This is a genomic window from Crocosphaera chwakensis CCY0110, assembly GCF_000169335.1.
In the GTDB taxonomy this organism is placed as follows: domain Bacteria; phylum Cyanobacteriota; class Cyanobacteriia; order Cyanobacteriales; family Microcystaceae; genus Crocosphaera; species Crocosphaera chwakensis.
Window position 1 is genome coordinate 67508 of record NZ_AAXW01000020.1, and the last position, 14448, is coordinate 81955.

The 14448-nt window shown below is 37.0% G+C and carries 13 protein-coding genes; 3 read left to right on the top strand and 10 right to left on the bottom strand.

Features of this window, described 5'->3' with window-relative positions; genetic code table 11:
* Positions 1-124: 124 nt before the first annotated feature.
* On the bottom strand, positions 125-460 hold the full coding sequence (locus CY0110_RS14140; RefSeq protein ID WP_008276135.1) for a hypothetical protein: 336 nt from the start codon (positions 458-460) through the stop codon (positions 125-127).
* A gap of 290 nt (positions 461-750) precedes the next feature.
* Between CY0110_RS14140 and CY0110_RS14145 the strand changes: the two genes are divergently transcribed.
* Complete coding sequence (locus tag CY0110_RS14145) at positions 751-1341, top strand: hypothetical protein (protein ID WP_008276136.1); 591 nt, start codon at positions 751-753, stop codon at positions 1339-1341.
* Between the two features lie 39 nt (positions 1342-1380).
* Here CY0110_RS14145 and dacB read toward each other — a convergent pair whose 3' ends face one another.
* A complete protein-coding gene (dacB, locus tag CY0110_RS14150) occupies positions 1381-2733 on the bottom strand; it encodes a D-alanyl-D-alanine carboxypeptidase/D-alanyl-D-alanine endopeptidase (protein ID WP_232285725.1) in 1353 nt (450 codons plus the stop codon).
* A gap of 297 nt (positions 2734-3030) precedes the next feature.
* Between dacB and CY0110_RS14155 the strand changes: the two genes are divergently transcribed.
* A complete protein-coding gene (locus CY0110_RS14155) occupies positions 3031-3375 on the top strand; it encodes a hypothetical protein (RefSeq protein WP_008276138.1) in 345 nt (114 codons plus the stop codon).
* Here CY0110_RS14155 and CY0110_RS14160 read toward each other — a convergent pair whose 3' ends face one another.
* Positions 3376-5415 carry an FAD-dependent oxidoreductase gene (locus CY0110_RS14160; RefSeq protein WP_008276139.1) on the bottom strand — a complete coding sequence of 680 codons (2040 nt, stop codon included), beginning with the start codon at positions 5413-5415 and terminating at the stop codon, positions 3376-3378.
* 311 nt (positions 5416-5726) lie between these two features.
* Here CY0110_RS14160 and CY0110_RS14165 point away from each other — a divergent pair, with 311 nt between their 5' ends.
* Positions 5727-6053, top strand: coding sequence for a type II toxin-antitoxin system HicB family antitoxin (locus CY0110_RS14165; RefSeq protein WP_008276140.1), 327 nt, complete (start codon positions 5727-5729; stop codon positions 6051-6053).
* A gap of 9 nt (positions 6054-6062) precedes the next feature.
* Here CY0110_RS14165 and CY0110_RS14170 read toward each other — a convergent pair whose 3' ends face one another.
* From CY0110_RS14170 to rd, 7 genes are all read right to left on the bottom strand, one after another.
* Positions 6063-7127: a YegS/Rv2252/BmrU family lipid kinase gene (locus CY0110_RS14170; protein WP_008276141.1), complete on the bottom strand. Its 1065-nt coding sequence runs from the start codon at positions 7125-7127 to the stop codon at positions 6063-6065.
* A gap of 560 nt (positions 7128-7687) precedes the next feature.
* Positions 7688-8188 (bottom strand): DUF6658 family protein, encoded by a 501-nt coding sequence (locus tag CY0110_RS14175; RefSeq protein WP_008276142.1) that lies wholly within the window; start codon positions 8186-8188, stop codon positions 7688-7690.
* Between the two features lie 23 nt (positions 8189-8211).
* Complete coding sequence (locus CY0110_RS14180) at positions 8212-9240, bottom strand: hemerythrin domain-containing protein (protein WP_008276143.1); 1029 nt, start codon at positions 9238-9240, stop codon at positions 8212-8214.
* Between the two features lie 239 nt (positions 9241-9479).
* On the bottom strand, positions 9480-12587 hold the full coding sequence (locus CY0110_RS14185; protein WP_008276144.1) for a hypothetical protein: 3108 nt from the start codon (positions 12585-12587) through the stop codon (positions 9480-9482).
* 336 nt (positions 12588-12923) lie between these two features.
* Positions 12924-13343, bottom strand: a complete 420-nt coding sequence (locus CY0110_RS31405; RefSeq protein ID WP_008276145.1) for a YihY/virulence factor BrkB family protein — start codon at positions 13341-13343, stop codon at positions 12924-12926.
* A gap of 68 nt (positions 13344-13411) precedes the next feature.
* Positions 13412-13801, bottom strand: coding sequence for a YhjD/YihY/BrkB family envelope integrity protein (locus CY0110_RS31410; protein ID WP_008276146.1), 390 nt, complete (start codon positions 13799-13801; stop codon positions 13412-13414).
* A gap of 202 nt (positions 13802-14003) precedes the next feature.
* Positions 14004-14189, bottom strand: a complete 186-nt coding sequence (rd, locus tag CY0110_RS14195; protein ID WP_008276147.1) for a rubredoxin — start codon at positions 14187-14189, stop codon at positions 14004-14006.
* Positions 14190-14448: the final 259 nt, after the last annotated feature.

Sequence of the window (14448 nt, forward strand, 5' to 3'; positions counted from 1 at the left end):
AGGTAGTTATCTTAACCTTAAGTAACTATTTCTAGTATCATTAGGGGTTTTTCTAAAAGAATCTGAGTTTAACCATGAGACTAGATTGTTTTGCGTGTAATTATAGGCATAACATACTTTTTCTTTACTCAAGCCATTTTATGGAAACACTAACCCACCAAGCTGCTAATTTTTCGAGGGATTCCCCTATTCGTTTTGGCTCTAAATCCAAGGGACTACTAACCCCATAATGAGCTAAATACCAAGCACTCATTGTTTCAGCAGATGGCAAAAACTTTTCAACAGACTCTGAAAATTTAATAGGAATTTCAATATTATTAATTATAATTTTTTCTTTAAACAGATTATCTTGTTCTTTATGTATTTCAGAACAATAACTGTTATCGAATACTCGTTTTGTTTGTCTGTCTAAATTAACCTGAACCGTTAGAGGTGTTTTTTTTGAAGAAAGTAGCATCATAGCAATTAAGGAATATGTTGATGATCTAACAATAGTTTTCCCTTTCTCTGACGAGAATCATACTAATTATTCTTCACTAATCAAAAATCTTTACGTTAATTTTAGGTTTCTTAAGAAAAAATAAAAACTTAATTTAAAAATTATCACTAACCAGTTACTGCTTTAGGGAGAAACTCCTAATAATGATTCATTCTTCATTATTAATTAATAAAATCGTATCAAAAAGGCCAGTTTGATGAGAAATGGAGTTTTACAATAAGAGGTGATAGAGAATCTGAAGATGAGGTGCTATGCTCTCACAAATTGTGCGTCCTTTGGTTAATACACAAATTCGTCTTTTAGCTAACTCCCAAACCACTCAAACCACTCTAGTCGAAACCATTGCGCGTTGGTTGGGTTATATTGGGGTTGATGCTCAAGTCACTCAGTTATGTCCTGAGAGCGATCGCATCCATGTAGCGTTAAGAGTAGGTAAACCGGATTCTTGTGATGATCGAGACTGGTTTCGTATTTTAAATAATTTGCGATCGCCTAATCACAATAAAAATAACGGTTTAAAATCTTCAGATAACTTTCATGAATCTCATCAGCTACAAATTGCGCGATTATTAGCTTATTTAATTCAAGTTAGCGATCCTCAACAAGACATTACTTGGCCAGAAATTGAAAATCAATTGGTTGCTTTGAATCTTGATGATTCTATGTTATCAAGTATTAAATCTGCTTTAAAGGTCCCTCAGTCCCCAGATTTACTACAGAGTGTTGATCCTGATGTTGCTGCTGTCACTTTCCCCATTGCTGTTAAAATTGCTTGGTTTGATCAAGAAATTAATTCCCACGAAAATCATGCTCTTTCTACTTTATTAACTGCCATGAAATAGCCTCTGATAATTAAGAATTATTAATTAAGTTTATCTTTATCAACACTGTTTAAGATGTCCTAAATAGATAATAATTTGGTCAATAATGTTTCTTAATTCTGATGCGGGTAAGTCTGATTGATTAACCATAATACTAAAAGCTAACTGCTCATAATTAGTAGGTTCAATATAACCTGATAAAGAGGATGAACCCGACAATGTTCCTGTTTTACCTTGTATTTTTCCTTCAATTATTGTTTCTTTAAAGCGATTTTTCAAGGTTCCATTAATGCCACCAACTGCTAAAGAATCACGATACATTTTAGCTTTTGGGGTTTGCTCCATTAAGGTAAGTAAGTTAACCAATGCTTCAGGAGTCGCTAAATTATGGCGAGATAACCCTGAACCATCTTTTAAGTGATATAAATTCGGATCTAATCCTAATTGAGTAAGAATGGCTTTTAGGTTATCAATAGCACTGTTTTCTAGGGTATTATCTACCAAAAGATTGAGTAAACTTTCTGCATATAAATTGTTACTTTCTTGATTCGCTTTTGTGATAATTTCTTGCAAAGGACTTGAGCTAATTTCTATTATTTTCTCTAAGTTTTCTATTTTACCATCATCATAAATAACATCAGAATTGACAACATTTATACCTTCTCTTTCTAAATAAAATTTTAGAGAATCTAAAAAATATTTTCCTGGGTTGACCACTGCCATACCAAAAGGATCAGGTTCAGAATTGCTCGCTAAACTTCCAGTAATGGTTAACAAAGGTTTTTCAAAATTACGATTAATTGAAACAGAATAATGACTATCTTGTTCACCTGTGATAGTTTGATTATTAACTGTCCATTGTTTTGCTGCAATAGGATCAGACCATTCCATTGTTAATTTTTCTCCTAATTTTTGAGGAGTTAAGATTAAAACAACAGCATTTTCATTAAGAATTAAACTATTAACTGACGTTGCATAATAAAACTGAATATCTTCCCATTCCCAGGTAGAATTTATAATTTGATCATTAAAAGAAGTATCTTCTACAATTAAATTTTCAATGTGTTGAATTCCTTTTCTTTTTAATTGCTGTGCTAAAGTTTCTAACTGTTGACTATTTAAGGTTGGATCTCCTTGTCCTATGACCTTTAAAACTGTTAAATTAGGAGATGATTCTGAACTATAAACGGGGGTTTTTATTTGATAATTAGAGTCATATTTAATCAAAGCTGCTGCTGTTGTTAATAATTTAATATTAGAAGCAGGAATAAAATACTTTTGGGAATTTAAGTCATATAATGTGGTTTGCTTATCTAAGGTTTTAACTAAAATACCCCAATGCGATCGCCTTAATTTTTCTTGGTTTAAAATATTATCTATTTTTTGTTTTAAATCAGTTTTACAAACTGACATATTTTCTATATTACTATTTATATTAGAATTACCTTCATTTGCTTTCAACGGTAGAGAAAATGTAAAAATAAAGGATAAAATCAACCCAAATATTTTTATTTTTCTCAAATTTAGATAATAACAATTCATTAGCTTCTCTTAAAATTTTAGATTAGATTTGTTGTAATAAATGGTTTCCTTTTATTTTTAAACAAAATAGATGGTTTAAAAGCTATTTGTGACTAAGATCACAGCTATATTTAATAATTTCTCATTAAACTGAAATAATAATTAATCATTTACTATCTAATATGCTCTATGAGACATGATAATAACTTTACTCAATCTATCTTAGAGAATAACCGAAAAACCCATCGCTTTTTGTTAAACAAAGGTACCTTAGTTTTACTAACATTTGTAACAGAAGAAAACTTATTAGAAGAAAGTTTAGAAGCCATGGTTATTGATTATTGTTTAGAGGGATGTGGATTGATAATTGTTAAAGATCGTTCCTTAATTTCTGAACAATTATTGAGTCTGAAACCCAGAGACTATTGCTCTATTCACATTGGGACTCAAACCCCAATTTATGGGGAGATTGTCTGGTTTAAAGAGTTAGACGATCGCATTATTCGACTCGGAGTTAAATATATTAATTATTAATTATCTCCAATCCTCCCAGTCGTTATTAAAGATAGAAGTATTAGGAAAGGTTGTGGGATTGTTATTAGCATCTAACCGTTGTCGTAAGTCTTGTAACTTTTTAGAGCGAAAAATCGGTTCTTCTACTAACTGATAAGGTAAAATTTGTTCATCAATGGCAAAGGCTGCAGTAGTTCCTGCTGCTGCACCAGATGACCACTCAAAGGAGTGAACCCGATAAGCGGCCGCAGCAATATGACTCACAGCGATACTCTTACCTGTTACGAGCAAATTATCGATATTTTGGGGTAACATAGCCCGTAGAGGCACTTGGAAAGGATAAGCTTGGCCTTGTCCCATTCTTTCCCCTTTGCGTTCCGTATTCCCTGGTTTTTCGGCGGGATATTCTGTCATACAGGGATGAAAGTCAATAGCATAATGACCAATTCCCACAGAGTCAGGATAAATCGTTGATCGCTTGCGTCGAGTCACTTGTTCTGGGGAAGCATCTCCACTGAGAACCTTAAACCCTTCTAAACCAGCTAAAGCACCGTGTAAACGACGATAGGTATCAGGAGAGAGGGTATTTTTGTAATAATCATCTTGATAGTTGCGACGAGAAATATCAATTTCATTGACCATAAACCCATCTTCGTAAATAAAAGATTTGCGGCCAATAATACGCCTTGCTTCACGCATATAAGGGTATTTAGATAAACCGTGAACTGTTCCCATAGGAGACTCTAACCCAGTTAAATAAGTGTGATAGGGGTTTGGCGTTTTGACCCCATCTCCTAACTGGGAGTCAGTGGTTCCTACCACTAACCAATAAAAGTAACCGATGGAATGTTCTTCCCCTTTTTGTAGGGTTTCGGTGCGTAACCCACCCATCCAGTTGCCGGGATTTAATTGACCCATTTTTTGTAATTGTTCACGGGTATAGATGAGGTTATCTTTAGATGTACCGGGACGATAATCATTTCCCCAAGTCCAGTTTTGCATGGAAATGTCTCCAGGGGTAGGAACGGTAAAATTAATACCCCCAAAGGTCTTTTGCTCACCCTGTTGAGGACTCCAAATACGACGATAAGTATAGACTAAATCAAAATCCGCTAACCGTTCCAACTCATAACTATAATAAGGAGAATATTGAAGATAAAAATCAGGTAATTCATAACTTTGGCGATCTTCGGTGGTTTCCATCGCAAAGGTATAAGTAAACCCTTGGGTACAATAGGGATCACCAGTGGCACTAGCTGAAGACGGTTCTAAATAGGAACGGGGATCGATGCCTAAACGGTAAGGAACATCCGCTAAAGCAATAATTTCCCCTGTTTCTGTGGCTTCGATAACGTACCAGTCAGACGGCTCAGATTTATCGTGAGGCTTAGGAATAAACTGGATAATGGTTTTATCAAATAACTCAGAATCTTCGTAGGTATAAGCATCCTCAATGGTTCGGGAGAGGGGATAAGTGTTTAAGGGGGGTGCGCCTTCTTTTGGGATATGTTGAATAGCGATCGCACTCATGATCTGTTTTCCCGTTCCCCCGTTGGGATTTTTTTCAATGCTTAAATCTTTGATCACCGTTGAGGGGAACCAGTTAAGTTGTCCCCTGCCTTTTTTGGCCGCATCTTCTAACATTCCCTTTAAGATTTTATGACCATCTTCTGGAATAAAACAAGACTCACTTACCCAACAGTCTCCGGGGTTAAGTTCTCCGTAATAGTCTTTGATACGTTCACGTAACTCTAAATAACCCCGTGGATAGATTAACTGCGATCGCTGAGTAGGACGCTCATCTAATGCCGAAGTTCCTTGAGAAGAGAGTTGTCCCCCAACCCAATCAGTAATTTCCGTCAAACATACCGTTTTTCCTGCTAATAAACCCTCATAAGCGGCCGCTGTACCTGCAAGTCCCCCACCCACGACTAACAATTCACATTCTACGGTTTTGTCAGGGTTACGGGGGGGAGTGGCTACCGTTAAAGGAGTCATCACTTGCCACATCACTAGGGTTAACGGAAGGGTTGAAAAATAGCGACGGATACGATTGAGCATAATCTATGAGTAAGGGTTATCTAAATGATAAAGTAGCCTTGTTTTTACTTATAGAATGAATTAGCTTATTTTGGGTTCCCTAATCTAACGCTAGTTCGGATTAGGAGTTAGATGTTTGAGATGCTAAGTCATATTAATTTTATTTATATCAAAGTTATAAGGGTTGACTTAGTATCAATATTAATACTATTATCAAATAAGTGTATGGCACAAATTATTCAAGAAGTCAGAAGTAGAAATTTCTGACTTCGAGCGAAGCGATCAAGTTAAGCAGGTTTTAGCTGCCATTGAAAAGATAGAGGAAATGAAAAATGGTTAACTGCGATCACTATAGCTATAGAGTTACTTGGTCAGTTGAAGACGAAGAATTTGTAGGATTATGCGCTGAATATCGTAGTTTGTCCTATCTTGATGAAGATCGTTATGCTGCACTTGAAGGGATTACCAACTTAGTAAAAGACATAGTAACTGATATGGAAGCTAATGGCGAGAAAGTTCCAGAACCCATTGCTGAGAAAAGCTACAGTGGGAAATTCCAGGTACGTATCACACCAGAACTTCATCGTAAACTTGCTATGGAGGCAGCAGAAGAAAATGTCAGCTTAAATCGCTATGTAAGTCATAAACTAGCTTCGTAAAAACTTTAGCTAAAATCCTCTAACCGATAAAAAATAAGCAAAAAACATCAAGATTAATAATCCACCCAGTAATCCCGATATTGCAAAACTTGTTTTTACATTTGATACATTTATGGCTGATTTGTTGTTTGAGTTGAGAGGCAATAGGTTAGCTTCTTGCTTACTTGATTCGTCAGAGGGTTGAGCCGGGGCAAAAATAGTTAAACTTTTAGGCATACATTCAATGGTGAGAGGGGTTTGACAGACCACATCACCATCAATGGCTATCCGTTGAGGAGGGTTGGTGGTAATGGTCATTTTTTTAGTTCGCCAATGAGTAATATCTTGATGTTCGGTTTCATTATTTAAAAGTGCTTTTTGAAGCAAATGATAAGAAGTTGCTACAGTTTCAGCTACGTTATCAGAAGTAATAACCGTAATATCGAGTAAGCCATCGTCGGCAATGGTTCGGCCTGGTCCTTGAGCCAGAAAAGAGGTTGGCGGAGCAGCATTAGCAATACTCACTGCGATCGCTCCTAACCTAATTTTCTGGTTCTCGTGATTAATTTCTACATCAAACTTTTCTAATGTTTGGAGTTGCTGAACACCAGAAAGGATATAAGCAAGTTGGCCTAAATTATCTTTCATCTCTCGCTCAGCTTGTTTTATTGTTTCCGCTTCTAAGCCAATGGCAGCTAATACTATCATCGGCTTATCATTACATAAAGCTGTATCAACGACTTTAGTCTTCCCCTCTAAAATTATCTGGCATTGTTCTTCAATGGTATTGGGAATACCCAAAGCTGAAGCAAAGGCATTCGCTGTTCCTCTAGCAATAATTCCTAAACGAATATCACTGTTAATTAAAACTCCTGCTACTGCTGAGATTGTTCCATCTCCTCCAGAAGCAATAATTGTTTTAACCCCTTTTTTGATGGCTTGCTGCGCTAATTGATCAGCTCCAATTTCTTTAGTGGTTTTCTTAATATCAAGGTCTATTTTCGGTGTTAATAAAGAGAGAATTTGCGTTAACTCTTGCTTCGGATCACCTTGGCCAGCTACAGGATTAAAAATAAGACAAGCTGAACGGGTCATTGTTTTTTCAATAATTTGTTGTTGAACTAATTAATAATTAATAATTTTTTATTGGTAAATTCTAAAATGTAATGCTTAAATAAGCAAGGCAAAAAAAAGATGTCGACTACCTCGGATCGTTCTGGTGGAGGGTTGAATCTCCCCTCGGTAGCCGTTAAGTGGAGGAAGCGACAAAAACTCCACAACCGATCAACTTGAGTGACAAAAGGGAAAGGCACTGACACCGTTCGGATATCTGACGTCGCTCTTCTTCGATATCCGACTATGAGCCACAACGACAAAACACTCAGCCGGTGCCACACTTTCTAGCTTGCTATATTTATAGCATAATAAATTAATAGACAATTTTTAACTTTCTAAAGAAATAGTTTTTAAAGATTAGATAGCTGAAAATTTACTTCGTTGGGATGATTTATTTTATTAGAGGCAAGAGGCAGTAGGCAAAAGACAAAAGTCAAAGATTTAAAAACCAAACTCAGGTTTTTAGGATGTATTAACTCTTATAAAAAAAAGATAGCCTTACGGCTATCCTAGTTTGAGCAATGGGAACTAGAGAATTATTAATTAATGGTATCAGTGGCTTGATCAACCATATTTTGAGTATTTTCTTTGATATTGTTTAATCCTTCTTTGGTGTTTTCCGCAGCATTTTTAGCTGCTTTTTTGGTATTTTCAGTCGCATTTTTAGCTGCTTTTTGTGCCGACTTACCCAAGTCTTTAGCTTGCTCAGGGACGGATTTATCAGGGGTTAACTCATCGACTAATCCATCAGGGGTTTGAACCTTTTGATTGCGTTTTTTAGCTTCTTCTATTAATCGCTTCGCTTTTCTATCTGAGCCGGTGGTATCCTGTCCTTTTTGAACATCGCTAGTAGGATAAATTGACTGGCCGGGTTGAGGACGGCCGATATCATTGGGTGAACCCGAACCCGAAGACGGTGCGGCTGCTTGCGTTCTGCCATTACTACAAGCGGTGCTAGTTAATAGTAGAACCCCTGCTAATAGAGTAACGAGTAACTGTTTAATTTTGATTCTTTGAAAAAATTGTTTGAGAGTATTCATGATTGTTTTTATCCTTATAGAATTTACATTTGGCTTTGCAATTGCTGTTTACTTTCTTTAAATTGCTGTGCCATTTGTTTGCGCTCACTTTCGGACATATTGTTACGCATAGCAGCAAACATGGTGCTTTCTTCTTGGCGAGTATGATCCCCTACCATCGACTTAACTTGGCGAAGTTTCTCCATAAATGGTTCGCCAGTGTTGTCCATATTTTTCATCTCGTTAAGCACAGTTTCGAGTTGTTCTTGCTCGTCATAGAGTTCTTGGGTATCTCCTTCTCCGTAAAAAGACTTCACAGCAGGATAAACCACCTCTTCTTCTGCTTTAGCATGAACCACTAAGTCTTTATACAGTTGACCAAATAAAGAGGTAATTTGATCAGAATTCTCAGCAGAACGAATCTCACTAATTAAGGTTTTCACTTTCTGATGATCCATGAAAATTAAATCCATGATATCCAGGTCTTCACCGTCAGAAGATTGAGAAACGGCACTACCGAAAAGTCCTGTGGCTGCAGCTACGGCATCTTGTACACGACCCCATAATCCTTGATCAGGTTCTTCTCCTGTGAGTTCTTGGGTTCCCACATACTCAAGCATCCCTTTGAGACGTTCTTGATGAGCGCGGTTTTCAAAGTTAACGGTATTAAGGGGAGCAATAGCTGCTTCTACGTCTTGGCCAACGACTTGAGCAGCTTTGTGTACTACTAACCCAGAGATGATCTGACCGTGTTTTAAGAGTTCATGATGAACCAGTTTTTCGTACAAACTCATATCAGAATTGGAATTGATATTTTTGGATTTATCTACCATTTCTTGTACGCTTTGTTTGGGTTCAGATTGAATCCCATATTGAGTAATGGCTGTTTTGACAATTTCTAAGTTTTTGCGATCGTCTTCGAGCATATCTTCGAGACGTTTAGCTAAACTTTTTTCATTACATTGACTGAGCAATTCTTCTTCATTATCAATAATTAACTTTTGAATGGCTTGCATATCAGCTAATTTGGTAGCAATAGCTGATCGTTTTGTATCATTTAAGGTAGCAGGCATTAGTAAGAATCCTCTGTTTAATATTTAAGAGTCTAGAATCTAGTTTAAAAAGTTTAATAATTATTAGTATCTACCTGTAGGTTGAACTCAGATTTCCTTTAATTAGCTCCTGAGAAAGACTTATTAAATTATAGAAATTTTTGTCATTTTTGCTGATGTAAATGGGGAGAATACATTGATTATTAAATAGAAAAAAAGGACGCAAAATTTGCGCCCCTAAGCTTGTTGCAATGCGAAAATTATCCGGCTGCGATCGCCCCACCCCAGGCTGAAGCGATTCCAGACACTAAAGCAGTGAAGAAGAGCCACCAAGCAGCAGTAGCGGCCGCTTTTTTGGTTTCTTGAGCTTGGCGTTGGGCTTGTTCTTTAACTTGTTCGAGGCGTAATTTAGCCTCTTTTTGGATGCGTTCTGCCCGTTGTAAAATACGATTGCGAGTCTGTTCGATTTGCCCTACAATGCTTTCTGCTTCTGCATGGGAAATATCATTCCGTGACTCTAAAACGGCAATCACCGTGTCCCGATCTACTTGAGAGAAGCGATCTCGCAAGGCTTCAAAACCAGCTTGAGGATCGTGAAACAATTCATGAAGATCATGGCGAATCCCCTGATAATTAAGTTCGGGACGGTCTAAACCATTCAAATAACGGCGAATTTTGTCTAAAATGCGGTCAATGGCTGCTGTAATCCGTTGTTTAACCTGATCGATCTGATGTAAGAATTGATTGCGAACCTCTAAAATCGTATCAATGATTTGATTAACATCGTCTTCGCTGATATCGTCCCGTTGAGAGAGTAAAGCAACTAAAGTCTCTCGATCAAAAGAGGCGAGACGCTCTTGTAAACTTTCAGTTCCCGCTTTAGGATCGTTGAGTAATAAGCGGAAATCTCGCTTAATTCCTTCGGGTTTAAGTTCTTGGCGATCAGTAGAGCGTAGATAATCTTCTAAAGCCGTTTCAAACTGTTGTACCTTAGCCTTAGCTTCTTTGGCAATGCGTTGGGGTGCTTTAAGAATTTGCCGTAGGGTTCCCATTACCTGATCGATAATATGGTTAACTTCGGCTTCACTCAAATCATCCCGTTGACTAAGCAACTGTACCAATGTATCCCGATCCATCATACCTAAACGCTGTCGAATGGCGGCTAAACCCACTTGAGGCCGGGTTAAAAGCTTAGTTAAATCCCGTTTAATCCCATCTGGGTTCAATTCGGCTTTGTCGGTGTTGCGTAAATAATCAGCGATCGCTGAGATAATCTGCTCATATTGTTCTTCAATTTGACCAGCCAACTGATTAGGCAAAGCCAGTAAGGTTGTCCACACACTCTCAACTTGGTCGAGAATCTCATTAACTTGTCTTTCGCTTAAATCTTCCCGTTGACTGAGCAACTGTACTAAAGTATCGCGATCAAATCGAGAAGCTCTGGCGCGTAAAAACTTTGCTCCTGCTTGGGGATCATCTAAGAGTAATTGTAACTCTTGTTTAATGGCTTGGGGGTTCAGTTGTTCTTTATCGGTTTCTTTGAGATAGGTTTGTACTTTCAGCCATTGTTGGTCAACTTTTCCTTGAATGGCTGCTTGTTGATCTTCAGATTCTTGGATGACTTGCTGATGAATCTCTTCTAATTTGGGGGTAATAAAAATCGTTTCGCCGACTTCAATATCATGACGTTCTATTAATAAGCGTTCAAAGGTGGGAACGTCGAACTGAGCTAAACGGCGTTTTAGTTCGCTTTGGTCAGCATTGCTATCGGTTAAAATAGGCTTGAACTGGATCTGAAGTTTTTCCGGGTTGAGTAAATCCTCTTTAGGCGCGTTATACAGATAGCGTTTAACATCGCTGAGGAGTTTTCGGCGTTTTTGTTCTTCAACAGCAGCATAGGCAGTGTCAAGAACTTCTAGGCGATTTTTTTCGAGAACATTAGCGGTTGTTTCTATTTTTTGTTGGGTTAAAATCCCTTTTTCTTGCAATAAGGTGACAAACTCAGAACGATTAATGGTTTCTAACTCTTTAACCATCATTTCTGGGTTGGGTTGAACTTCATAAAGAAGATCCTGGAATTCATAGCTAAGGGTACCCGGTTGTAAATTCCAAGGATAAGCATTGAGCAGATAAGTTTCAATCTCGTCATGGAGATGATGACCGTTACCATTGCCATTACCATTGCTGGTAGGGGTTAAACGATGGGCAAGTTTGTCGCCTTGTTCTGTGAGTTTTTCTTTAATTTCGTTGATTTGATCAACGATTTGATCGATGTCCAACGAAGATAAATCAGTACGTCCCATGACCATTCCCATCAGACTATTTAAACCCATGGCCACAGAGCGAGAGAGCATACTAGGATTCTCTGATTTTCGGCGTTTTCGCATCTCGTCGACTAAACGCTCTAATTTTTGGGTTAATTCCCCTCCTAATAGTTGTTCTTTGGTGGCTGATTTGATGAAGTCTGTTACTTCTGCGAGGGAGTCTCGTTGAGTGGGCAATTTTTGCGTAATATTTTCCCAGACGGTTTCGAGTTTATCGGCGATACGGTTAATATCTTGTTGAGAGAGATCGCTTCGGTTGGACACTAAGTTAATGAAGGTTTGGCGATCGATATTGGGTAAATTATCCCTTGAGCCAATGTTTTGTAAGTCTTCTTCGTCGATTAGGTTTTCGATATCTGAGGTCAGCTTATCGAGGTTTAGGGGTTGGGGTCGTAAGGTAGATAGGTAGTCTTCCACGTTTTCCCGTAAGGTAATGGGATCGATCGCTTCTCCAATTTCGCGCCGTACGGCTGCAACGGTAGCTTCTGCGGTGTCTACGGCTTTTTTACTGGCTGCTTTTGCTCCCAAGGCAGCCGTGGCGGTTCCCATGATAGCTTGAAACCCAGAGGTGGCGGTGTTAACCACTGAACCAATTAAAGAGCCGACAGTGGTAGAACTAATCAAAACCATCAGGGAAAAGTAGGTTCCCCAAATCACTAAACCGACGATCGCTCCTGAGAGGGGAGAAACAAATAAACTGAGTTTGATGGCTAACAAACAAGCAAAAAATAGGGCTACGGTTACACTGATTAAAGTGCCTAATCCTAGGATAAGACTCACTTTTTGAATGGTGTGACCTAATCCATGATCATCTTTATGATGGTTTGATGAAGAACCTCCCACGAGGGAAATTCCGGTTGCAACTCCTAGGTTAGTTAATAATAATTGAAAAGCAAAGGCTAGGACGACTCCTGCAACTAAGGAAGTAAAAAACTGCGGACCACTAAAGATTAATGCAGCATCTTCTAATGATTCAATAGGGGGTTCACTTAGGGTTTGTGCTAACCAAATGCCACTAAGATTAACAGTTGAATTGACTATCATATTGGTATATCTAATGTCTAATGTATGCAAAGGATTAATCCCAAAATTTCCTTTTTTGCTCTTTTAAAGTTTTATACTCATTGAAGAAAATCCTCATAGAGCCTTGATTATTTCTCTTTTTCTAACCTATCAAGTAAGAATGTTTCATTTTTAATTTGGTTAATGATTCTTACTGTTACTATTTTTAGGCAAGATTTTGGATTAATATCTGGGATACAATTATGTTACTCAAATAATTAATCCTCTTTATATCCACAGAGAAAGATATTTTTTACGATAGACTCTATCAAAAGTTATATTTTTAGTAATTTTCTATTATTCATTCTTAAAATCTACTTATTCTTGATCAATATATTGGGCGTGTTTATTAGGAACAATTTTAGATCCATAACGTTTTGCATAAACTTGAGTGAATTCTGCCCCGAAAAAGAGGATTTGAGCAGAGTAATAAACCCAAACTAAAATGATAATTAAAGATCCTGCTGCACCATACACCGAACCAAAACTTCCTCTACCTAAGTATAAACCTAATGCAAATTTTCCAATTGTAAAGAGTAATGCTGTAATAATCGCACCAATTTTAACATCATCCCAACTAATTTTTACATCAGGTAAATAGCGATACATTAAACCAAATGCAAGCGAAATTACCACAAAAGATAAACAAAAATTAATAATTTGCCAGAGGAAATCAATGCCAGGGATCAGTTCACTTAAATAGTGGTTCAAACCTGATAAAGCAGCACTAATGATCAAAGAAACTAATAATAGAAATCCTAAACCTAGATAGCTGAAAATGATAAAAGTCGTTTTCTAACCAATTTTCATCCTTCTTCCGATTTAACTTCAACTTCCCAAACTTTATTTAAAGATTTTTGTAATTGAGCAAAAACTCCTGATGCACCAAACAATAAAATAATAATACTAATGATAGAGGCAAAATTACTTATTTGTGGTTGATTAGCATTTTCGATGGCTGTTTCTATCAATTCTGCACCATTTCTTCCCACCAACCCTTGAATCTGACTAACAATCTCTCCTCTTGCAGCTTCTTCTCCAAAAACAGCCCCGGCAATAGAAATAACAATAATTAGCAGTGGTGCTAAAGACACACTGGTATAATAAGCTAAAGCTGCTGCTAAACTTGACGCATCATCCCCTTGCCATTCTTGAAAAGTTTCTTTTAGTAATTTGATTAAAATTCTGAAATTCATATACTCAAATCTTCATAAAGTTAAATCCGAAAAATACATAATATAACTCTTTTATTTGTAGTTAAACTTGTAGTTAGAATTAGCTCAATATTTATTTTTATTCACCTATCTAATAGTAAAGATATTGACTTTTTTGATTTTCCTGCTGCTTTGTGTATAGCAACAGGAAATTTAAAATCTAAGATACAATCTTAGTATAAACTTAAGCAGTTAAACTAGCAGCATCCGCTTCATAGGGTTCAAATTGAGCTTTCTTTGCCCCACAATTTGGACATTCCCAGTCATCAGGAATAGCTTCAAAAGGAGTACCTGGTTCAATTCCTGAATCGGGATCTCCTTTAGCAGGATCATAAATATAATTGCAAACATTACAAATATACTTTTGCATAATAAACTCCAAGATTTAAAACGTACTCTGTAGACAAACCTTACCGTGTTAGAATATTAATATACCTCTTCCTTGAGTTTCATTTGTTACTTAATTATTAATGTTTTTTGTCTATCCAAAGTAAGAGATAAAAGAATTTTTCGTTCATCAATAATTAATAAATTGACGGCTCCAAGATTATTAAGTCAACTCTTGCCTCCTATAATACCTATAATATAGAATCTTCTTGACTCGTGAGGCTTCGCCATTAGCATCACAA

What these genes read in the sequence shown, in the direction of transcription:
- CY0110_RS14140 (WP_008276135.1), bottom strand. Translation starts at nt 460, where the DNA reads ATGATGCTACTTTCTTCAAAAAAAACACCTCTAACGGTTCAGGTTAAT.
- CY0110_RS14145 (WP_008276136.1), top strand. Translation starts at nt 751, where the DNA reads ATGCTCTCACAAATTGTGCGTCCTTTGGTTAATACACAAATTCGTCTT.
- dacB (WP_232285725.1), bottom strand. Translation starts at nt 2,733, where the DNA reads ATGTCAGTTTGTAAAACTGATTTAAAACAAAAAATAGATAATATTTTA.
- CY0110_RS14155 (WP_008276138.1), top strand. Translation starts at nt 3,031, where the DNA reads ATGAGACATGATAATAACTTTACTCAATCTATCTTAGAGAATAACCGA.
- CY0110_RS14160 (WP_008276139.1), bottom strand. Translation starts at nt 5,415, where the DNA reads ATGCTCAATCGTATCCGTCGCTATTTTTCAACCCTTCCGTTAACCCTA.
- CY0110_RS14165 (WP_008276140.1), top strand. Translation starts at nt 5,727, where the DNA reads ATGGTTAACTGCGATCACTATAGCTATAGAGTTACTTGGTCAGTTGAA.
- CY0110_RS14170 (WP_008276141.1), bottom strand. Translation starts at nt 7,127, where the DNA reads ATGACCCGTTCAGCTTGTCTTATTTTTAATCCTGTAGCTGGCCAAGGT.
- CY0110_RS14175 (WP_008276142.1), bottom strand. Translation starts at nt 8,188, where the DNA reads ATGAATACTCTCAAACAATTTTTTCAAAGAATCAAAATTAAACAGTTA.
- CY0110_RS14180 (WP_008276143.1), bottom strand. Translation starts at nt 9,240, where the DNA reads ATGCCTGCTACCTTAAATGATACAAAACGATCAGCTATTGCTACCAAA.
- CY0110_RS14185 (WP_008276144.1), bottom strand. Translation starts at nt 12,587, where the DNA reads ATGATAGTCAATTCAACTGTTAATCTTAGTGGCATTTGGTTAGCACAA.
- CY0110_RS31410 (WP_008276146.1), bottom strand. Translation starts at nt 13,801, where the DNA reads ATGAATTTCAGAATTTTAATCAAATTACTAAAAGAAACTTTTCAAGAA.
- rd (WP_008276147.1), bottom strand. Translation starts at nt 14,189, where the DNA reads ATGCAAAAGTATATTTGTAATGTTTGCAATTATATTTATGATCCTGCT.